19 protein-coding genes and 2 pseudogenes are annotated in these 18826 nt (G+C 68.6%); 5 read left to right on the top strand and 16 right to left on the bottom strand.

Going from position 1 to position 18826, the window contains the following annotated elements:
- Nucleotides 1-52: 52 nt before the first annotated feature.
- From H0I39_RS08555 to H0I39_RS08540, 4 genes are all read right to left on the bottom strand, one after another.
- Complete coding sequence (locus H0I39_RS08555) at nucleotides 53-502, bottom strand: ExbD/TolR family protein (protein WP_180550199.1); 450 nt, start codon at nucleotides 500-502, stop codon at nucleotides 53-55.
- 125 nt (nucleotides 503-627) lie between these two features.
- Nucleotides 628-1266 (bottom strand): MotA/TolQ/ExbB proton channel family protein, encoded by a 639-nt coding sequence (locus tag H0I39_RS08550; RefSeq protein WP_180550198.1) that lies wholly within the window; start codon nucleotides 1264-1266, stop codon nucleotides 628-630.
- A 127-nt stretch (nucleotides 1267-1393) separates the two neighbouring features.
- Nucleotides 1394-2212, bottom strand: a complete 819-nt coding sequence (gene dapB, locus H0I39_RS08545; RefSeq protein ID WP_180550197.1) for a 4-hydroxy-tetrahydrodipicolinate reductase — start codon at nucleotides 2210-2212, stop codon at nucleotides 1394-1396.
- Nucleotides 2213-2267: 55 nt separating this feature from the next.
- Complete coding sequence (locus H0I39_RS08540) at nucleotides 2268-2795, bottom strand: outer membrane protein assembly factor BamE (protein ID WP_257645699.1); 528 nt, start codon at nucleotides 2793-2795, stop codon at nucleotides 2268-2270.
- A 106-nt stretch (nucleotides 2796-2901) separates the two neighbouring features.
- Here H0I39_RS08540 and fur point away from each other — a divergent pair, with 106 nt between their 5' ends.
- Nucleotides 2902-3351 carry a ferric iron uptake transcriptional regulator gene (fur, locus tag H0I39_RS08535; RefSeq protein ID WP_180550195.1) on the top strand — a complete coding sequence of 150 codons (450 nt, stop codon included), beginning with the start codon at nucleotides 2902-2904 and terminating at the stop codon, nucleotides 3349-3351.
- A 66-nt stretch (nucleotides 3352-3417) separates the two neighbouring features.
- Here the strand turns inward: fur and hprK are convergent, their stop codons facing one another.
- The 3 genes from hprK to hpf all read right to left on the bottom strand — a co-directional run bounded on the left by hprK (nucleotide 3418) and on the right by hpf (nucleotide 5427).
- Nucleotides 3418-4374 carry an HPr(Ser) kinase/phosphatase gene (gene hprK / locus H0I39_RS08530; protein WP_180550194.1) on the bottom strand — a complete coding sequence of 319 codons (957 nt, stop codon included), beginning with the start codon at nucleotides 4372-4374 and terminating at the stop codon, nucleotides 3418-3420.
- Between the two features lie 43 nt (nucleotides 4375-4417).
- Nucleotides 4418-4888 (bottom strand): PTS sugar transporter subunit IIA, encoded by a 471-nt coding sequence (locus tag H0I39_RS08525; RefSeq protein WP_180550193.1) that lies wholly within the window; start codon nucleotides 4886-4888, stop codon nucleotides 4418-4420.
- A gap of 209 nt (nucleotides 4889-5097) precedes the next feature.
- On the bottom strand, nucleotides 5098-5427 hold the full coding sequence (gene hpf / locus H0I39_RS08520; RefSeq protein ID WP_180550192.1) for a ribosome hibernation-promoting factor, HPF/YfiA family: 330 nt from the start codon (nucleotides 5425-5427) through the stop codon (nucleotides 5098-5100).
- Nucleotides 5428-5806: 379 nt separating this feature from the next.
- On the opposite strand from hpf, the gene corA reads away from it, so the two are divergent.
- A complete protein-coding gene (gene corA, locus H0I39_RS08515; RefSeq protein WP_180550191.1) occupies nucleotides 5807-6793 on the top strand; it encodes a magnesium/cobalt transporter CorA in 987 nt (328 codons plus the stop codon).
- A 224-nt stretch (nucleotides 6794-7017) separates the two neighbouring features.
- Here corA and H0I39_RS08510 read toward each other — a convergent pair whose 3' ends face one another.
- The 7 genes and pseudogenes from H0I39_RS08510 to H0I39_RS08480 form a co-directional block, all read right to left on the bottom strand.
- Entirely contained in the window at nucleotides 7018-7779 is a 762-nt protein-coding gene (locus H0I39_RS08510; protein ID WP_180550190.1) for a 5'-methylthioadenosine/adenosylhomocysteine nucleosidase, read from the bottom strand.
- 79 nt (nucleotides 7780-7858) lie between these two features.
- A pseudogene (locus H0I39_RS08505) lies at nucleotides 7859-9567 on the bottom strand (long-chain-fatty-acid--CoA ligase).
- A 234-nt stretch (nucleotides 9568-9801) separates the two neighbouring features.
- Nucleotides 9802-11223 (bottom strand): NAD(P)(+) transhydrogenase (Re/Si-specific) subunit beta, encoded by a 1422-nt coding sequence (locus H0I39_RS08500; protein WP_180550189.1) that lies wholly within the window; start codon nucleotides 11221-11223, stop codon nucleotides 9802-9804.
- Nucleotides 11220-11564 (bottom strand): NAD(P) transhydrogenase subunit alpha part 2, encoded by a 345-nt coding sequence (locus H0I39_RS08495; protein ID WP_180550188.1) that lies wholly within the window; start codon nucleotides 11562-11564, stop codon nucleotides 11220-11222. Before H0I39_RS08495 ends, H0I39_RS08500 begins: the two co-directional genes overlap by 4 nt.
- A gap of 48 nt (nucleotides 11565-11612) precedes the next feature.
- Nucleotides 11613-11756 carry a hypothetical protein gene (locus H0I39_RS08490; RefSeq protein WP_180550187.1) on the bottom strand — a complete coding sequence of 48 codons (144 nt, stop codon included), beginning with the start codon at nucleotides 11754-11756 and terminating at the stop codon, nucleotides 11613-11615.
- Between the two features lie 122 nt (nucleotides 11757-11878).
- Nucleotides 11879-12451 (bottom strand): hypothetical protein, encoded by a 573-nt coding sequence (locus tag H0I39_RS08485; RefSeq protein WP_180550186.1) that lies wholly within the window; start codon nucleotides 12449-12451, stop codon nucleotides 11879-11881.
- An 18-nt stretch (nucleotides 12452-12469) separates the two neighbouring features.
- Nucleotides 12470-13629: pseudogene (locus H0I39_RS08480) on the bottom strand (Re/Si-specific NAD(P)(+) transhydrogenase subunit alpha).
- 194 nt (nucleotides 13630-13823) lie between these two features.
- On the opposite strand from H0I39_RS08480, the gene H0I39_RS08475 reads away from it, so the two are divergent.
- Together H0I39_RS08475 and H0I39_RS08470 are read left to right on the top strand one after the other, a co-directional pair.
- Nucleotides 13824-14306 (top strand): NUDIX hydrolase, encoded by a 483-nt coding sequence (locus H0I39_RS08475; protein WP_180550185.1) that lies wholly within the window; start codon nucleotides 13824-13826, stop codon nucleotides 14304-14306.
- A 414-nt stretch (nucleotides 14307-14720) separates the two neighbouring features.
- Nucleotides 14721-15479, top strand: coding sequence for a sulfite exporter TauE/SafE family protein (locus H0I39_RS08470; RefSeq protein WP_308645807.1), 759 nt, complete (start codon nucleotides 14721-14723; stop codon nucleotides 15477-15479).
- On the opposite strand, the gene H0I39_RS08465 is transcribed toward H0I39_RS08470, so the two are convergent.
- Nucleotides 15374-16537 carry an ABC transporter substrate-binding protein gene (locus H0I39_RS08465; RefSeq protein ID WP_180550184.1) on the bottom strand — a complete coding sequence of 388 codons (1164 nt, stop codon included), beginning with the start codon at nucleotides 16535-16537 and terminating at the stop codon, nucleotides 15374-15376. The genes H0I39_RS08470 and H0I39_RS08465 overlap by 106 nt on opposite strands.
- Before the next feature lie 184 nt (nucleotides 16538-16721).
- Here H0I39_RS08465 and mnmA point away from each other — a divergent pair, with 184 nt between their 5' ends.
- On the top strand, nucleotides 16722-17846 hold the full coding sequence (gene mnmA, locus H0I39_RS08460; RefSeq protein WP_180550183.1) for a tRNA 2-thiouridine(34) synthase MnmA: 1125 nt from the start codon (nucleotides 16722-16724) through the stop codon (nucleotides 17844-17846).
- A gap of 120 nt (nucleotides 17847-17966) precedes the next feature.
- Here mnmA and H0I39_RS08455 read toward each other — a convergent pair whose 3' ends face one another.
- Entirely contained in the window at nucleotides 17967-18671 is a 705-nt protein-coding gene (locus H0I39_RS08455; RefSeq protein WP_180550182.1) for a VIT1/CCC1 transporter family protein, read from the bottom strand.
- Between the last annotated feature and the right edge of the window lie 155 nt (nucleotides 18672-18826).

The following is an 18826-nucleotide window of genomic DNA, read 5'->3' as shown; positions in this document are numbered from 1 at the left end:
GATAGCTGCCGGCGCTTGCCGTGTCTGCGCAAACGCCCGAAAAGGCTCTGAATCAGTTGGAGGCTGCCGGCGTCGGTGGCGCGGCGCCGGCCGGCGCCTCGGCCACGAAGCCGATGCGGTTCAGCCCGGCCTTCTGCGCCTCGCCCATCACCTCGACCACGCGGCCGTAGGGCACGCCCTGGTCGGCGCGCAGCTGCACCTCGGTCTCGGGGTTGGCGCGGGCGGCGTCCTGCAGGGCGGCGCCCAGCTCGGCCTGCGTCACCGGCCTGTCGTCGAAGAAGGCCTGGCCGGCCTTGTCGACTGCGACGGTGACGAACTTGGGCGGATCGCCCGGCTTGGCGGCGTCGGTCTTGGGCAGGTCAAGCCGGATCGAGCTGGCCAGCAGCGGCGCGGTGATGATGAAGATCACCACCAGCACCAGCATCACGTCGACCAGCGGCGTGACGTTGATGTCGCTCATGGGCTCGCTGCCCTTGGTGCGTTCGAGTCGTCCGAATGCCATGAGTCACATGCCCCCACGCTTCGCCGCTGCGCGTGCTGCGCTGCCCCCGAGGGGCCGCGGCCGCCTTGGGCGGCCCGGCGGCGTCCGGTGGGTGTTGGATAGGTTGATGAACATGTTCGGGTGCATCAATGTTTTGCCAGCAGTTCGCGCAAGTCGCGCGCAAAGCCTTCCAGCTCGGCCTCGATGTTGCCGATGACGCGGCCGAACCAGTTGTAGGCCAGCACGGCCGGGATGGCCACCGCCAGGCCGGCGGCGGTCATGATCAGCGCCTCGCCCACCGGGCCGGCCACGCGCTCGATGCTGATCTGCCCCGAGCCGGCGATGCCGATCAGCGCATGGTAGATGCCCCACACCGTGCCCAGCAGGCCGACGAAGGGCGCCGTGGAGCCGATGGTGGCCAGCAGCACCTGGCCGAACTGCAGCCGCCCCATGACGGCGTGCAGCGCATCGCGCAGCGCGCGCGTGAGCTGCTGCGCACGGTCGCCCGCCGCCGCCAGCGTGCCGCCGGCGGGCGCCTGGGTGGACTGGATCAGCGGCAGCACCAGCTGGCCGCGGTCGAAGCCGCCGACGCGGCCGGCCGCATCGGCCAGCGAGGGCGCCTGCCAGAACGCCGCCACGCTGCGCGCCACGTCGCCACCGGCGCGGCGCAGCATCCACGCCTTCCACAGAATCACCACCCAGCTGGCGATGGACATGAGCAGCAGCAAAATCGCCACGGCCTTGCCGATGGCGTCGCTCTGCATGAAGACTTGTTGCAGGTTCATGGGATGGAGGTCAACGTGATATGAAAATCATAGCTGCTTGCGCTTGTTATATCTCGATTTCAGGTTGTTTTCATGCTGAAATCGTTATATATCAAGCGCTGGCAGCTATCAAAATAATGAAGGCCGGTCACTTCAGGCCCAGCACATCGGCCATGTCGAACAGGCCGCTGCGCTTGCCGGCCAGAAAGCGCACGGCGCGCAGGCTGCCCTGCGCGTAGCCCTGGCGGTTGCTGCTCTTGTGGCTGATCTCGATGCGCTCGCCGGTGCCGGCGAACAGCACCGTGTGGTCGCCCACGATGTCGCCGCCGCGGATGGTGGCGAAGCCGATGGTCGACGGGTCGCGCTCGCCGGTGTGGCCGTAGCGCTCGTACACGGCGCAATCCTTCAGCTCGCGCCCCAGCGCGGCGGCGATCACCTCGCCCATCTGCAGCGCGGTGCCGCTGGGCGCGTCCACCTTGTGGCGGTGGTGCGCCTCGATCACCTCGATGTCGTAGCCGGTGGACAGCGCCCTGGCCGCCATCTCCAGCAGCTTGAGGGTGACGTTGACGCCCACGCTCATGTTGGGCGCCATGACGATGGCGATGTCCTGCGCGGCAGCGGCGATCTCGGCCTTCTGCGCCTCGCTGAAACCGGTGGTGCCGATCACCAGCGCCACGCCATGGCGGCGGCAGGCGGCCAGGTGCACCATCGTCGCCTCGGGGCGGGTGAAGTCGATCAGCACCTGCGCGCCCTGCAGGCCGGCGTCCAGGTCGGCCGTGACGGCCACGCCGCTGGCCCAGCCGGCAAAGCCGCCGGCATCCTGGCCCAGCGCGGGGCTGCCTTCGCGGTCCAGCGCGCCGGCCAGGGCGCAGTCGCCGGCGGTGCGCACGGCCTCGATCAGCATCTGGCCCATGCGGCCGGTGGCGCCGGCAACGGCAACGCGCAGCGGTGAAGTGGTGGTGGTCATTGGCAGATGAAGTCCAGTCAGACAACCGGCCCGCGGGCCGGCGCGGGGCGTGCGCTCAGCGCGCCGGCTCCAGCGGCGGGTAGCTGCCCGCCGGCTGCGCGGACGCGGGCGCGGCCGAAGCGGCACCGGCCGGGCCGGCAGCGGCGGGGAACTTGGCCAGCTGCTCCTCGGTGGCCTCGAGCCGCGGCACCTTGACCTTGCGCTCGCGGCTGATGCGCTGCACGAACTCGGTCTCGCTGGGCATGTCGTCGCCCTCGAAGCGCTCCAGCACGTCGCCCTGGAAGAACAGCGTGAGCCGGAAGTTCTGCGGCTCGACGCGCTGGCGCCGCATGGTGAACACGTAGTCCCAGCGGTCGCCGTGGAACAGGCTGGTGACCAGCGGCGTGCCCAGGATGTCGCGCACCTGCAGCCGCGTCATGCCCGGCTGCAGCGCGGCCACCTGCTCCTTGGAGACGAAGTTGCCCTGCACCACCTCGGGTTTGTAGAGGGTGATGGCATCGGCCAGGCTGCGGGTGCCCTGGTCGAAGCTGCTGCAGGCGCCCAGGGCCGCGGCCAGCACGGCCAGCATGACCCGCGCGGTCATGCGGGCATGGGTTCGGTGAATGACAGACATGCGTCGCGGCTCATGCACAATACGGCCGGTCATTGTAGCGGCGGCGCCACGGCGCGCTGTGACGAGACGATCCGGCATGGACATGATCGACGAACTCAAGAGCACCGGCCTCAAAGCCACCCTGCCCCGGCTGAAGATTCTGGAGATCTTCCAGAAGGCCGAGCAGCGCCACATGACGGCCGAGGACGTCTACCGCGTGCTGCTGGCCGAGCAGTCCGAGATCGGCCTGGCCACCGTGTACCGCGTGCTGATGCAGTTCGAGCAGGCCGGCCTGCTGAGTCGCCACCACTTCGAGGCCGGCAAGGCGGTGTACGAGCTGCGCGAGGACGAGCACCACGACCACCTGGTGTGCCTGGACTGCGGCCATGTCGAGGAATTCCACGACCCCGAGATCGAGAAGCGCCAGACCGCGGTGGCCAAGGCGCGCGGCTTCACCATTGCCGACCACGCGCTCAGCCTGTACGCCCACTGCACCAAGGCCAAGTGCCCCTACCGCGACAGCGGCACGCCGCCGGTGCGGCGCTGAGGTTTCAGGTCAAAAAGGCCTCCAGCGCCCGCCGGTAGGGCGTAAGCAGCTATCAAGACGGAAGCGTCAGGCGTCGCCGCCTTTTTCCATCGCGCGGCGGTGGCGGTCGACGAACTCCTGGTAGGTGTCGATGCCGCGCAGCTGCAGGATGTGGTTGCGCACCGCCGCCTCCACCAGCACGGCGATGTTGCGGCCGGCCACCACCTGGATCACCGCCTTCTGGATCGGCACGCCCAGCACCTCCTGCGTCAGCGGCTCGTAGGGCAGCCGCTCGTAGTCGCGCTCCATGGTTTCGCGCCGCACCAGGTGCACGATCAGGCGCAGCCGCATGTGGCGGCGCACGGCGGTCTCGCCGAAGATGGCGCGGATGTCGAGCAGGCCGATGCCGCGCACTTCCAGCAGGTTCTGCAGCAGCTCGGGGCAGCGGCCCTCGATGGTGGCCTGGTTGATGCGGAACAGGTCCACCGCGTCGTCGGCCACCAGGCCGTGGCCGCGCGAGATCAGCTCCAGCCCCAGCTCGCTCTTGCCCAGGCCCGATTCGCCGGTGATCAGCACGCCCAGGCCCAGGATGTCCATGAACACGCCGTGCATGGTGGTGCGGTTGGCGAAGTGCTTGGACAGGTAGGCGCGCAGCACGTCGATGACGAAGGCCGCCGATTCGTGCGTGGCGAACATCGGGATCTGCGCCCGCTCGCACATCGACAGCAGCGCGTCCGGCGCGGTCTGGCCGTCGCACAGCACCAGCACCGGCGGCTCCAGCGTGACGATGCGCGCCACACGGCGCGCGCAGTCCTCGGGCGAGCCGTTGGTCAGGTAGGCGACCTCGCGCTCGCCCAGGATCTGCACGCGGTAGGGGTGGATGTAGTTCAGGTAGCCGACCAGGTCGGCACTGGAGCGCGCCTGGCTGATGGCGGCATCGTCGAAGCGGCGCTCGGAGGCCTCGAGCCCGGCGATCCAGTGCCAGCGCAGCGTGGCGCGGTGGTCCTCGAACAGGACGTCGGCACTGATGACGGTGGGCTTCATGGCCGGCGCTGCGTCGCGTCAGCGGCGCGGGCAGGGCCCGCGGTCACGGGGCAACCTGGGCCGACTGCCACTGCGCGATCAGGCCGTGCAGCTCGGGCACCGAGCCCGCCGCCTTGATGCGCTCGCGCAGGCCCGAGTCGCTCAGCAGCTCGGCGATCTCGGACAGGATCTCGAGGTGCTTCTGCGTCGCCGCCTCGGGCACCAGCAGGAAGATCAGCAGGCCCACGGGCTGCTCGTCGGGCGCGTCGAAGCCGATCGGCTGCGCCAGTTGCAGCACCGCGGCCATGGGCGCCTTCAGGCCCTTGATGCGGCCGTGCGGAATGGCCACGCCGTGGCCCAGGCCGGTGGAGCCCAGGCGCTCGCGCGCGAACAGGCTGTCGGTGATGAGCGCGCGCGACAGGCCGTGCAGGTTCTCGAACAGCAGGCCCGCTTCTTCAAAAGCGCGCTTCTTGCTGGTGGCTTCGACACCCACCAGCACCTGCGATTCAGGAAGGATGGAGGCTAGACGGTTCATGGGCATTGACCCTGCAATTATGCGCCTGTGGCGCGCGGCATTTCATGGCGGCGCCGCCACCGCGTGCAGGCAGGCATCGCCCAGGGGGCGAGTTCGGGCACTTCACCGGGTACGTGCACATCTCGGACTGAAAGAAAGCCGCCCGGCAGGATGCCGGGGCGGCTTGCAAACTGGAGTCTACAGTCTTCGCTCGTTGTTGTTACACGATACTACATCAAATGCTTGGCGGCCGCCCTGTCGTGGGATTGCAGCTTCTCCTTGTGCTTGGCCACCTGACGGTCGAGCTTGTCGACCAGCTCATCGACGGCGGCGTACAGATCCTCGTGGGCACTTTCGGCAAACAGGTCGTTGCCCTTGACCCCGATGCGGCACTCGGCCCGCTGGCGCTTGTCCTTTTCCTGCTTGTTCTCGACCGAGAGCAACACCTTCACGTCCACCACCTGGTCGAAGTGCCGGGTCACCCGGTCCAGCTTGCTCGTCACGTAGCTGCGCAGCGCAGGAGTGACTTCGAGATGGTGTCCGCTGATCGTCAAGTTCATAAAGGAGTCTCCTTCTGGGATGACGGCCCCGGACCGGAGCGCCCGGTGGCCAGGAACACAGCACCTGACGGGGGCGTCATGGCACTGTCACGCCAAGCCACTATGCGCCGGTTCGGGGGCGAAAGCAATCCCGCCCGGCAAATCCCTTTCAGGCACACGGTTCGGCCGTGGCAAGGTTGACAGCGGCGGCGCCGTGCGCTTCGCGGATCATGGCGCAGTGCCATAATCCGCCCCGTCCTGATCGTTCAACGAAAGCCCGCCTTGGAACCCGTCCCGAGTCGATAGCTTTCGCCTCCCTGGGAACCGCTGGCGCGCGGGGGCCGAAAGCCACCCACCGCCCGCCGCGCCACACCCGCCTTCACCGCCCAGGAGTCTTGCCATGCTCAACGTCTTCACGCTGTCCAACGGACGGCTGTTCCAGGAAGAGATCGAATCGCTGGAGGAACTGTCCAAGTTCCTCCCGATCTGGGTCGACCTGGAGGACCCGACGCCGGAGGAAAAGCGCTGGGTCAAGCAATACTACGGGCTGTCGATTCCCGAGGACGCGACCGACGACGACATCGAGGAATCGGCCCGCTTCTACGAAGAGGACAACGGCGAGCTGCACATCCGCAGCGACTTTCTGGTGGCCGACTTCGACGAGTCGCGCCAGGCGCGCGTGGCCTTCATCCTGAACAACGTCAACCAGCAGCTGCGCAGCCATGGCGTGCTGTTCTCGATCCACGAGGAGACGGTGCCGGCCTTTCGCCTGCTGCGCATGCGCGCGCGCCGCATGCCCGGCCTGCTGGACGACGCCAAGGACGTGCTGCTGGCGCTGCTGGATGGCGACGCCGAATACTGCGCCGACACGCTGGAGGGCGTCTACGACGCGCTGGAGGCGGCGGGCAAGAAGGTGCTGGACGGCAACGTGGGTGACGAGGTGGCCGGCGAGGTGCTGGCCACCATCGCCCGGCAGGAAGACATGAACGGCCGCGTGCGCCGCAACGTGATGGACACGCGTCGCGCGGTGAGCTTTCTGATGCGCAGCAAGATGCTGGATGCCGAGCAGTTCGAGGAAGCGCGCCAGATCATGCGCGACATCGACTCGCTGGACAGCCACACCACCTTCCTGTTCGACAAGATCAACTTCTTGATGGACGCCACGGTCGGTTTCATCAACATCAACCAGAACAAGATCATCAAGCTGTTCTCGGTGGCCAGCGTGGCGCTGCTGCCGCCCACGCTGGTGGCCAGCCTGTACGGCATGAACTTCAAGCTGATGCCCGAACTGGAATGGCAGTACGGCTACGCCTGGGCGCTGGGGCTGATGGCGGTCAGCGCGCTGCTGCCGATGTGGTACTTCCGGCGCAAGGGCTGGTTGAAATGACGCCCCCTGTGCCGCTGCGCGGCTTCCCCACTGGGGACAACGCCTGCGGCCGGTGCAAGCCCGGCCGCGGCGTTCGCGCGTGGCCTGCTCCGCGGCCTTCCGATCGCGCTTGCTGCGCAGCGCTTTACTCCCTCTCCCGCTGGCGGGAGAGGGTTGGGGTGAGGGCTGGTTTCAATAAAAAGCGGTCGTGGCCCAGAACCGGCAAGCGCTAGAAGCTACCTAAATCATAGCGTTTCGAAGTAATGCTCCAGGATCGCGGCGCTGTAGCGGCTGGCGACCTGGTCGATGAAGCGCATGAAATCGACATGCGCGGCGTCGTCGGCACGGTCGCTGACGGTGCGCACGGCGGCGAAGGGCAGGCCGTAGTCGTGGCACACTTGGGCGACGGCGGCGCCTTCCATTTCGACGGCCAACGCATCGGGCAGGGCGGCGCGCAAGGCCGCGCTTTCGGCGCTGGTGGCGACGAAGCGGTCGCCGCTGACGATCAGGCCTTGGTGAACGCGCGGCGCGCCCAGGCCGAACTCGGCCACCGCATCGGCACCCAGGGTGACCATCGGCGCAGCCACCGCGCTGCGTGCGGCCTGCGCCAGCGCCTGGGACAAACCGGCGTCCACCGCGAAGCGCGACTGGCCATACAGCGGCACCTCGAAGCGTGGGAACAGCGGCGAGGCATCCATGTCGTGCTGCATGAACGCGTCGGCCACCACCAGGTCGCCCACGCGCACGCCTTCCGCCAGTCCGCCCGCCGTGCCGGTGAAGACGATGCGGTCGACACCGAAACGCTCGATCAGCGCCGCCGCCGTGGTGGCCGCGGCCACCTTGCCGACGCGCGACAGCACCGCCACCACCTCGTGCCCGTGCCAGTGGCCGACCCAGAAGTCGCGGCCGGCCACGCGCTGGCGCTGCTCGTCGGGCAGGCGCGCCAGCACGGCCGACAGCTCCTGCTGCATCGCCGCGACAATGCCGGTGCGACCGTGGGTTTTCATGTCAAATCGACCTTCGGCGCTTGTCTGGCAAGCGCTGATAGCTATTTTATCAATAGCAAACGTCGATGGTGCCGGGCGCTCAGTTGACGGATACGCCCGCGGCCTTCACGGGTGCCGGCTTGTCGCGCAGCTCGCGGCGCAGCACCTTGCCGACGGGCGTCTTGGGCAGTTCGTCGCGGAACTCGATGACGCGCGGGCGCTTGTAGCCCGTCAGGTTGTCGTGGCAGAACTTGCGCACCGCGTCCTCGGTCAGGCCAGGGTCCTTCTTGACGATGACCAGCTTCACGGCCTCGCCCATCTTCTCGTCGGGCACGCCCACGGCGGCCACTTCCAGCACGCCGGGCATGCCGGCCACCACGTCCTCGATCTCGTTGGGGTAGACGTTGAAGCCGCTCACCAGGATCATGTCCTTCTTGCGGTCGACGATCTTGGTGTAGCCGCGCTCGTCCATGATGCCGATGTCGCCGCTCTTGAAGTAGCCGTCGGCGGTCATGACCTTGGCGGTCTCGTCCGGGCGCTGCCAGTAGCCGGCCATCACCTGCGGGCCCTTGATGGCGATCTCGCCCGCCTGGCCCAGCGGCACCTCGTGGCCGTTGTCGTCCAGGATCTTGATGTAGGTGCTGGGCAGCGGCAGGCCGATGGTGCCGCTGAATTCCTTCGACGTCACCGGGTTGCAGGTGGCCGAGGGGCTGGTCTCCGACAGGCCGTAGCCTTCGCAGATCGGGCAGCCGGTCTTCTCGAGCCACAGCTTGGCCACGGCGCTCTGCACCGCCATGCCGCCGCCGATGGAGACCTTCAGGTTGCTCCAGTTGACGGTGTTGAAGTCGGGATGGTTGGCCAGGCCGTTGAACAGCGTGTTGACGGCCGGGAAGCTGTGGAAGGTGTGCTTGCTCAGCTCCTTCAGCACCGCCGGCAGGTCGCGCGGGTTGGGGATCAGGATCACCTTGCCACCGTTGCGCAGGCTCAGCATCATGTTCACCGTGAAGGCGAAGATATGGTAGAGCGGCAGCGCGCACACGCTGGTGGACTGCTCGCCGGCCGGGATCTGCTTCATCACCGGCTCGTTCAGGCCTCGGACTGCAGCACGTTGGCGATCAGGTTGCGGTGCAGCAGCACGGCGCCCTTGGCCACGCCGGTGGTGCCGCCGGTGTACTGCAGCACAGCCACGTCGTCGGGGCCGATCTGCGGTGCACTGAAAGGCGCGCCCTGGCCCTTGGCGATGGCGTCGTTGTAGCGCACGGCGCCCGGCAGGCTGAAGGCGGGCACCAGCTTCTTGACCTTGCGCACCACGAAGTTGACGATCATCCCCTTCAGGCCGCCCAGGCGGTCGCCCATGCTGGCCAGCACCACGTGCTTGATCTGCGTGTTGGCGATGCACTTCTGCAGCGTGGCGGCGAAATTCTCGATGATGACGATGGCCTTGGCGCCGGAGTCCTTCATCTGGTGCTCGAGTTCGCGCGCGGTGTACAGCGGGTTGACGTTGACGATCACGTAGCCGGCGCGCAGGATGGCGGCCACCGTGGCCGGGTACTGCGGCACGTTGGGCATCATGATGGCCACGCGGTCGCCGCGCGCCAGCCCCAGGCTCTGCAGGTAGGCCGCCAGGGCGCGGCTTTGCGCGTCGGTCTCGGCGTAGCTGATGTCCTTGCCCATGAAGCTGTAGGCCGTGCGGTCGGCGTACTGCTTGAAGCTGTTCTCGAGCAGCGCCTCCAGCGAAGGGTATTGCGACGGGTCGATGTCGGCCGGGACACCTGCGGGGTAATCGGCGAGCCAGATGCGCTCAGTCATGTCGTGACAACTCCTGGAGGCTGCGCCACGGGGCGTGGCGGGTAGAAGAAATGATGCACGGGTGGGCCGCGAATGGCCACCCCTGTGCACCATTGTGTAACGTCATGCTGCGCTGCGGTACTGGCGTTTACCAGAATCCAGCGTCGCGCGACAAAAAGTAGCGCGCAATGATACTTTTCGCACGATCGTGCGATTCAGCATCGTGTGCCGGCCAGCGACCCGGCCGGCGTGGGGTTATTCGATGGCCTTGCCGATGTCCTCGACCACCTTCTTGGCGTCGCCGAACACCATCATGGTCTTGTCCATGTAGAACAGCTCGTTGTCCAGGCCCGCATAGCCGGCGGCCATGGAGCGCTTGTTGACGATCACCGTCTTGGCCTTGTAGGCCTCCAGGATCGGCATGCCGTAGATCGGGCTGCCCTTTTGCAGCGCGGCCGGGTTCACCACGTCGTTGGCGCCCAGGATGATGGCCACGTCGGCCTGGCCGAACTCGCCGTTCACGTCTTCCATCTCGTGCACCTGGTCGTAGGGCACCTCGGCCTCGGCCAGCAGCACGTTCATGTGGCCCGGCATGCGGCCGGCCACGGGGTGGATGGCGTACTTGACGTCGATGCCCTTGTCGACCAGCTTGTCGACCAGTTCCTTCACGGCGTGCTGCGCGCGCGCCACCGCCAGGCCGTAGCCGGGCACGATGATCACGCTGTCGGCGTTGCCCAGCATGAAGGCGGCGTCGTCGGCGCTGCCGCTCTTGACCGGGCGCTGCTCCTGCGCGCCGGCCGGACCCGCGCCCGCCTCGCCGCCGAAGCCGCCCAGGATCACGTTGAAGAACGAGCGGTTCATGGCCTTGCACATGATGTAGCTCAGGATCGCGCCCGACGAGCCCACCAGCGAGCCGGCGATGATCAGCATGCTGTTGTTGAGCGAGAAGCCGATGCCCGCCGCCGCCCAGCCCGAGTAGCTGTTCAGCATCGACACCACCACCGGCATGTCGGCACCGCCGATGGGGATGATGATCAGCACGCCCAGGATGAAGCTCAGCGCCAGCATCAGGTAGAAGGCGGTCCAGCTCTGAGTGGCCATGAACCACAGGCCGCAGGCCACCGTGGCGATGCCCAGGATCAGGTTCAGCATGTGCTGGCCGCTGAACACCACCGGCGCGCCCTGGAACAGGCGGAACTTGTACTTGCCCGACAGCTTGCCGAAGGCGATGACCGAGCCGCTGAAGGTGATGGCACCGATGGCCGCGCCGAGGAACAGCTCCAGCCGGTTGCCGGCCGGGATCGGCTGGCCGTGGGCCGAGATGCCGAAGGCCCAGGGCTCGGCCACCGCGGCGATGGCGATGAACACCGCCGCCAGGCCGATCATGCTGTGCATGAAGGCCACCAGCTCCGGCATCTTGGTCATCTCGACCCGCTTGGCCATGATGGCGCCGGCCGTGCCGCCCACCAGCAGGCCCAGCAGCACCCAACCCAGGCCCAGGGCCGAGCCGGCCAGCGAGATGATGAGACCGGCGGTGGTGAAGATGGCGATGGCCATGCCGACCATGCCGAACAGGTTGCCGCGGATCGAGGTGGTGGGGTGCGACAGCCCCTTCAGTGCCTGGATGAAACAGACGCTGGCCACCAGGTACAGCAGGGCGACGAGGTTCATGCTCATGTGGAATGCTCCTTATTTCGTAGCTGCTCAGGCTTTCTCAGCCTTGGCAGGACGCTCTTTTTCTTGAACATTTCAAGCATGCGCCGGGTCACCAGAAAACCGCCGAACACGTTGACCGCCGCCAGCGCCACGGCCAGCACGCCCATCGTCTTGGCGAAGCCGCCTTCGGTCAGCGCCGCCGCCAGCATGGCGCCGACGATGACGATGGCCGAGATGGCGTTGGTCACGGCCATCAGCGGCGTGTGCAGCGCCGGGGTCACGTTCCAGACCACGTGGTAGCCGACGTAGATCGCCAGCACGAAGATGATGAGGTTGAAAACGATGGGCGAAATGGCTTCCATGCGGGTCTCCGTGGGTCTCGGGCTCGTGTGGGGAATGGTTGAAAAGCGTTATTCGCGGTCGCGGCGCGGCGCCTGCACGGGCGGGCGTGGCGGCACCTGCGTGGCGCGGGCGGGCGGCGGCGGTGCCACGACGGCCGGCGGGGCCGGTGGCGCCACCTGCGGCGCAAACGGGAACGGCGGCACGTTCAGCACGCCGCTGCCGCTGGCCGCGCGCGTGGCGGCCGCCAGTTCGCGTGCCCATTGCAGGCCGGGCTGGCCGCCGGCCAGGAAGTCGGTGTTGTTGCGCGTGGTCGGCTCAATCAGCGACGGGTCGATCAGCGCGTGTGTCTCGATGGCGCGACCCCGTCGGCCGGCACGCGGTAGCCCACCCAGGCACGTGGCTGCGAGGTCCAGCCGCGGCCGTCCAGCCAGTGGTAGAGCACCGAATGCTGCTGTTGCAGCCAGCGGTCGAAGTCGGCGTCGCGGCGCAGGCGCAGGCAGCCGTCGGCGGTGGTGCCGGTGTCGACCACGTGCAGGCTGGTCGGCAGCGGGCACGGCGCGCCGCCGGCGGGCGCGGTCTGCGTCAGCACGATGGCGAGCCAGCGGCCGTCCTCGCGGCGCAGGCCGGCCACGCGCGTGGGTGCGGCCGGACCGCTGACGGGCACGGGCGCATCGCCGGCCATCCAGGGCGCCAGCACATGGCCGAGGTCGAACCAGGTGCCGACGCTGGTGGGCGGCACCTGGATCAGCGGCGCGGCGGCGCTGCCGGCCACGGCCGCCGGGCTGCCGCGGTCGGGCCACTTGGCCGACCATGTGCCCGGCGAGGCACAGCCAGCCAGCAGGGCGGCGCCGGCCAGGGTGGCCAGCGCCAGCGCGCCGCGGGTGAATGTCGGGGTGTGAACGGTCATGAGGTACAGCCTGTTCTCTTACTTGCGCGTCACCGCGCCTTCGTGCGCCATCAGGCAGGCGGCGACGATGTCGTCCTCCATGTCGATGCGGAAGCTGGCCGGCGGCTCGCCCTTGGCGGCGGGCGGCAGCAACAGCTTGAGGAAGTCGAGCACGTTGCGCGCGTACAGCGCCGAGGCGTCGGCGCCCACCAGGGTCGCCAGGTTGGTCTCGCCCACGATGGTCACACCGTGCTTCTGCACCGTCCTGTCGGCCTCGGTCAGCGGGCAGTTGCCGCCCACGCTGCCGTCGGGGTTGGGCGCGCCCTTGCCGGCGGCCATGTCGATGATGACGGAGCCGGGCTTCATGCTCTTCACCATGTCCTCGGTGATCAGCACCGGCGCGGCGCGGCCGGGGATCAGCGCGGTGGAGATCACCACGTCGGCCTGCGCCACGCGCTTGGCCACCTCGACCTTCTGGCGCTCCAGCCAGCTGGGCGGCATGGGGCGGGCATAGCCGCCCACGCCTTCGGCGGCTTCCTTCTCCTCGGCTGTTTCATACGGCACGTCGATGAACTTGCCGCCCAGCGATTCGATCTGCTCCTTCACGCTCGGGCGCACGTCGCTCGCCTCGATCACCGCGCCCAGGCGCTTGGCCGTGGCAATGGCCTGCAGGCCGGCCACGCCCACGCCCAGGATGACCACGCGCGCCGCCTTCACGGTGCCGGCGGCGGTCATCAGCATGGGGAAGAACTTCTGGTACTTGTCGGCCGCCATGATCACGGCCTTGTAGCCGGCGATGTTGGCCTGGCTTGAAAGCACGTCCATGCTCTGCGCGCGCGTGGTGCGCGGCGCGGCTTCGAGCGCAAAGGCGGTCAGGTTGGCCGCGGCCAGGCGTTGCAGGCCCTCGGCGTTGAACGGCTCCAGCATGCCCACCAGCACCGTGCCCGGCTTCATGGCGGCGATTTCGGCGGGCGAGGGTTGCGCACCTTCAGCACCATCTCGGCGCCGAAGGCGCCCGCGGCATCGGTGATTTCGGCGCCGGCGGCCTGATAGGCCTCGTCCGTCGCGCTGGCGCGCAGGCCGGCGCCGGACTGCACACGCACCGTGTGGCCCTGGCCGACCAGCTTCTTGGCCGTTTCCGGGGTCACGGCAACGCGGGTCTCGCCAGCCGCCGTTTCGGCAGGTACGCCAATCAGCATGAAACGTCTCCTCGTGGGGGCAGCGGGCCGGCCATGCCTGGCACGCTGTACTGGGTTTGTATAAGTGAGAGCTTATCAAAGCAAACTCCCTCGAACCGATTATGCTTTATTTTGGTGCCGCCCCAGCGCCTTGCGCGACACCCCGGGCGGGCCGCAAGCGGCGCGCCGGCTGGCGGGCCACATAATCGCCCGCCATGAATTCGAGCCGATGGAAACCCAGCGTCACCGTGGCCGCGGTGATCGCGCACGAGGGCCGCTACCTGCTGGTCGAGGAACAGACCCGCGACGGCCTGCGCCTGAACACGCCCGCCGGGCACCTGGAGCCCGGCGAGTCGCCGCAGGACGGCGCGGTGCGCGAGGCGCTGGAGGAAACCGGCCGCGTGTTCACGCCCGAGGCCTTGCTGGGCGTGTACATGGCCGCCTCGCACGACGCGCGCGGCGAGCCGACGACCTGGCTGCGCTTTGCCTACTGCGGCCGCGCCGGCGAGGCCGACCCGGCGCGCCCGCTGGACGACGGCATCGTGCGCACGCTGTGGCTGACCCCGGCCGAGATCGAGGCCAGCCAGGCGCGCCACCGCAGCCCGCTGGTGTGGCGCTGCGTGCAGGACCATCTGGCCGGCCGCCGTTTTGCGCTGGACGCGGTGCACATGGACCCGTCGGCCGGCGCACCGGGCTGAAGGACCGCGGGTTCTGCTAGAGGGCAGTGCATTGATGTGGGGGTATACGGTTTTAGCGCCCGAATATCAAGCGCTGTCGGATGGGTGTATGGGGAGTATGTGGCGCAGCAGAGCGCATCTTGCCTTGTGGGAGCGGGCTTGCCCGCGATGCAGGGTTGGACGGAGGCGCCGCCGCATCGCGGGCAAGCCCGCTCCGACAGCATCGCCTCTGAGCAGCCGCTGAACCGCGCCAACGGCCCGGCTGCAGCGCGCTGTCTACACTGGCTGCGCCCGCCACCCTGGCATTCACCTCGCCTCGCATGGATCCGATCCTCAACTTCGCCCTGCTCGCCGCCGCGGCCTTCGCGGCCGGCGTGCTGAACGCCATCGCCGGCGGCGGCACCTCTCACCTTTCCGGCGCTGGTGTGGGCGGGCGTGCCGCCGATTGCCGCCAACGCCACCAGCGCGCTGGCCGTGTGCCCCGGCTACCTGGGCAGCGCGCTGGGCTTCCGGGCCGAGCTGGCGGCGCTGCCGCGCGCGCTGCTGGTGCGCGAGGTGGTGCTGAGCGCCCTCGGCGGCGTGGCCGGGGCGCTGCTGCTGCTGGTCACGCCCGCCAGGGTGTTCGCCGGCGTGGTGCCGTGGCTGCTGCTGTTCGCCACCGCGCTGTTCGCGCTCGGCCCGCGGCTGGCGCGCTGGGCGGGTGGCGGGCACGGCGGCGGCCTGGCCGGCTGGCGCAGCGTGGGCTTGCTGGCCGTGGCGGTGTACGGCGGCTACTTCAACGGTGGCCTGGGCATCCTGCTGATGGCGCTGTACCTGCTGGTGGGCGAGCAGCGGCTGAACACCGTCAACGCGCTGAAGAACCTCAACTCCTTCGTGCTCTCGGTGGTCTCCGTCATCGCCTTCGCCATCGGCGGCGCCATTGTCTGGAAGCCCGCGCTGCTGATGGCCGTGTTCGCCACGCTGGGCGGCTTTGCCGGCGCCGGCCTGGCCAAGCGCCTGCCGGTGCGCGTGGTGCGCGCCATCGTCATCGTGACTGGGCTGGTGATGAGCGCGCTGTTTTTGCGCGCAGCGGCTGAGGCGGCGGCGCCTCAGCGCCTGAAGCGGCCGTCGCTGCCGATGATCGACAGTTCGACGAAGTTCAGGCCGGTGCGGTCGCCCGGCCCGAAGCCCAGTTCCAGCCCGCCCAGGTCGTAGTGGCTCATGTTGCCCAGCGCCGCCACGATGCGCTCGCGCGTGGGCTTTGGGCCGGCGCGGCGCAGCGCCTCCACCAGCACCTTGGCACCGGCAAAGCCTTCCATCATCTGCGGCGACAGGGCCACGTCGCCCTTGGCCTTGGCCAGCGCGTCGGCCTCGCGGTTGATGCCGTAGCCCATGGCGCGCACGTTGGGAAACACCTGCGTCACGATCACCCCGTGCGCCGCGTCGCCCAGCTGCTTGATGAAGCCGCCCGAGGCGTTGTTGGACACCGTGACCACCTGCGCCGCCGAGCCCGCCGCCCGCAGCGCTTTCACGCCGCCGCTCACCGCCACGCTGGAGCCGATCCAGATCACCGCCTGCGCCTTGGCGGCCACCAGCTCCGGCACGATGGCGGCGTAATCGGGCTTGGCGCGGTCGGCCTTGATCACGGTGACGGGCTGGAACTTCAACCGGTCGAAACCCTTCATGGCGCCGGCCAGGCAGTCTTCGCCGAACGAGTCGTCCACGTGCACCACGGCAATGCGCTGCAGCGTCAGCGTGTGCAGGTGCTCGACGGCCTTTTCCGTCTCGGCCTGGTAGCTGGAGCGCACGTTGAACACCAGCGGGTTGACCGGCTGGTGCAGCACCATGGCGCCGGTGGAGGGCGCGATGAGGGCGATCTGGTGCTTGGCCAGGTGCGGCAGGATGGCCTGGGTGTGCGGCGTGGCGCGGCTCATGAACAGCGCCGCCACCTTGTGCTCCTCGATCAGCTGGCGCGCGTTCTCGCCCGCCAGCTTGGGTTCGAACTTGTCGTCCAGCGTGATCAGCCTGATCTGTTCGCCATGCACGCCGCCGCGGGCGTTCACGTGGTCAAGGTACAGGCGCACGCCCACCAGCGTCTCACCCACGCTGGCGGCCACCGGGCCGGTGACGGCCGTGGTCTGGCCGATCAGGATCTGGGCCTGCGCGGCCACCCCGCCCACGGCCAACAGCAGCGCGGCCGCTGCGCGGCGCCAGGCAGGCCGCACAGCGAAGGAACGCGGTCGAAAAGCGGCAGCGTAGGGCAGGGTGTTCATCGGCTTCATCCGGGGGCGTGCAAGGTGGACGGGGCAGGCTGCACCCCTTGAATGAGGGGTGATTGTTAAAAAATGTGCACTTTTTATCTATGGGTAAATACCCCCAGGCCGTTGCCACCGGCCGTGTGGGCTTGGACGGCGCGCGCGCAGGGCCGCGGTGGCCACACTCGATAATCCCCGCACCATGCATGCCAAACACCGCGTCGTCGTCGGCCTGTCCGGCGGTGTCGATTCCGCCGTCACCGCTTACCTGCTCAAGCAAGCCGGTCACGAGGTGGTGGGCATCTTCATGAAGAACTGGGAAGACGACGACGACAGCGAATACTGTTCGTCCAACGTCGATTTCGTCGATGCCGCTGCTGTGGCCGACGTGATCGGCATCGAGATCGAGCACGTCAACTTCGCGGCCGACTACAAGGACCGCGTGTTCGCCGAGTTCCTGCGTGAGTATTCAGCCGGCCGCACGCCGAACCCCGACGTGCTGTGCAACGCCGAGATCAAGTTCAAGGCCTTCCTCGACCACGCCATGCGGCTGGGCGCCGAGAAGATCGCGACGGGTCATTACGCAAGAGTGCGGTTCAACGAGGCGCTGCAGCGGCACGAGCTGCTCAAGGGTCTGGACCCGGCCAAGGACCAGAGCTACTTCCTGCACCGCCTGACGCAGGCGCAGCTCGGCAAGACGCTGTTCCCCGTGGGCGAACTGCACAAGACCGAGGTGCGCCGCATCGCCGCCGAGATCGGCCTGCCCAACGCGAAGAAGAAGGATTCGACCGGCATCTGCTTCATCGGCGAGCGGCCGTTCCGCGAGTTCCTCAACCGCTATCTGCAGACGAAACCCGGCCCGATCAAGGACGAGCGCGGGCGCAAGATCGGCGAGCACGTGGGGCTGAGCTTCTACACGCTCGGCCAGCGGCAGGGCTTGGGCATCGGCGGCGTGAAGGAGAAAGGTGCGCAAAGGGGCGGAGGCGACCACGCGCCGTGGTTCGTGGCGCGCAAGGACATGGCGACCAACACGCTCTACGCCGTGCAGGGCCACGACCACCCGTGGCTGCTGTCGCACGGGCTGGTGTTCGACGACGCGGCGTGGACAGCCGGCGAAGCCCCGGCGCCCGGCGCCTATGCGGCCAAGACGCGCTACCGGCAGCAGGATGCGGCCTGCACTCTGGCCGCCGGCGATGCGCCGGGCACGTTGCGCCTGCATTTCCCTGAGGCCCAATGGGCCGTCACGCCCGGCCAGAGCGCCGTGCTGTACGACGGCGAGCGCTGCCTGGGTGGCGGCGTGATCGCGTCGGCGGTCACGCTGGCCTGATACCGCGCGCGCCGCTCCACGCTTTCGGCGGAAAGGCTGAAAACAGGGGAGTATATGGATGCGACGACCATCGCACGGGCGCTGGCGGCCATCAACCAGGGAGTATATGGTCCGCATGCCTCAGCCCACCATGCCCGTGCCGAACAGCTTGCCGATCAGTGCCGAGGCGCCCATGGCCAGCGCGCCCCAGAACAGCACGCGCGCCGCGCCCTTGCCCATGGGGGCGCCGCCCAGCTTGGCGGCCACCGCGCCCAGCACCGCCAGCAGCACCAGCGTGGCGCCCACCAGCAGCGTGGTCAGGCCCGGGCCGTGGTACAGCAGCACCACCAGAATCGGCAGCAGCGCGCCGACCACGAACGACGCGGCCGAGGCCAGCGCCGCCTGCAGCGGCCGCGCGGCGCTGTGCGCGGTGATGCCCAGCTCGTCGCGCAGGTGCGCGCCCAGCGCGTCCTTCTCGGTCAGCTGGCGCGCCACCTGGTCGGCTAGCTCGGGCGACAGGCCGCGCTGCACGTAAATCTGCTTGAGTTCGTTCAGCTCCCACTCGGGGCGCTCGGCCAGTTCACGCGCTTCGGTGGCGCGGTCGGCCTGCTCCACGTCGGCCTGCGAGCTGACCGACACGTACTCGCCCGCCGCCATCGAGAACGCGCCCGCCGTCAGCCCGGCGGCGGCCGTGAGCAGCAGCGTCTTCAGCTCGGTGCCCGCCGCCGCCATGCCGACGACGAGACCGGCGGTCGAGATCAAGCCATCGTTGGCGCCCAGCACGGCGGCGCGCAGCCAGCCGGCGTTGTGCAGCTTGTGGGATTCGCGATGGGTGGTGCGGGGCATGCAGGCACGCGCCGGAGGCGCGTCGGGAAGTGGGCCAGGCGGGCATTGTCGCCGCCCGCCTGCGCCGTGCGCTCATGGCTTCGAAAGAAAGCCACTTGAAAAACCCTTGAACGCAGAAGTCGCCAAGGCAGCGCAGAAGACGCAGAAGCATCGTC

This window comes from Ottowia beijingensis, assembly GCF_013423955.1.
GTDB lineage: Bacteria > Pseudomonadota > Gammaproteobacteria > Burkholderiales > Burkholderiaceae_C > Ottowia > Ottowia beijingensis.
This window is presented reverse-complemented; position numbering and strand designations above follow the sequence as displayed.

Excerpts from the sequence above, each read along its gene's own strand:
- H0I39_RS08540 (WP_257645699.1), bottom strand. The coding sequence starts at position 2,795 with ATGACCGCGCGGGTCATGCTGGCCGTGCTGGCCGCGGCCCTGGGCGCC.
- H0I39_RS08510 (WP_180550190.1), bottom strand. The coding sequence starts at position 7,779 with ATGAAAACCCACGGTCGCACCGGCATTGTCGCGGCGATGCAGCAGGAG.
- corA (WP_180550191.1), top strand. The coding sequence starts at position 5,807 with ATGCTCAACGTCTTCACGCTGTCCAACGGACGGCTGTTCCAGGAAGAG.
- mnmA (WP_180550183.1), top strand. The coding sequence starts at position 16,722 with ATGCATGCCAAACACCGCGTCGTCGTCGGCCTGTCCGGCGGTGTCGAT.
- H0I39_RS08495 (WP_180550188.1), bottom strand. The coding sequence starts at position 11,564 with ATGGAAGCCATTTCGCCCATCGTTTTCAACCTCATCATCTTCGTGCTG.
- H0I39_RS08525 (WP_180550193.1), bottom strand. The coding sequence starts at position 4,888 with ATGAACCGTCTAGCCTCCATCCTTCCTGAATCGCAGGTGCTGGTGGGT.
- H0I39_RS08500 (WP_180550189.1), bottom strand. The coding sequence starts at position 11,223 with ATGAGCATGAACCTCGTCGCCCTGCTGTACCTGGTGGCCAGCGTCTGT.
- H0I39_RS08465 (WP_180550184.1), bottom strand. The coding sequence starts at position 16,537 with ATGAACACCCTGCCCTACGCTGCCGCTTTTCGACCGCGTTCCTTCGCT.
- fur (WP_180550195.1), top strand. The coding sequence starts at position 2,902 with ATGGACATGATCGACGAACTCAAGAGCACCGGCCTCAAAGCCACCCTG.
- H0I39_RS08475 (WP_180550185.1), top strand. The coding sequence starts at position 13,824 with ATGAATTCGAGCCGATGGAAACCCAGCGTCACCGTGGCCGCGGTGATC.
- H0I39_RS08555 (WP_180550199.1), bottom strand. The coding sequence starts at position 502 with ATGGCATTCGGACGACTCGAACGCACCAAGGGCAGCGAGCCCATGAGC.
- hprK (WP_180550194.1), bottom strand. The coding sequence starts at position 4,374 with ATGAAGCCCACCGTCATCAGTGCCGACGTCCTGTTCGAGGACCACCGC.
- hpf (WP_180550192.1), bottom strand. The coding sequence starts at position 5,427 with ATGAACTTGACGATCAGCGGACACCATCTCGAAGTCACTCCTGCGCTG.
- H0I39_RS08485 (WP_180550186.1), bottom strand. The coding sequence starts at position 12,451 with ATGACCGTTCACACCCCGACATTCACCCGCGGCGCGCTGGCGCTGGCC.
- H0I39_RS08550 (WP_180550198.1), bottom strand. The coding sequence starts at position 1,266 with ATGAACCTGCAACAAGTCTTCATGCAGAGCGACGCCATCGGCAAGGCC.
- dapB (WP_180550197.1), bottom strand. The coding sequence starts at position 2,212 with ATGACCACCACCACTTCACCGCTGCGCGTTGCCGTTGCCGGCGCCACC.
- H0I39_RS08455 (WP_180550182.1), bottom strand. The coding sequence starts at position 18,671 with ATGCCCCGCACCACCCATCGCGAATCCCACAAGCTGCACAACGCCGGC.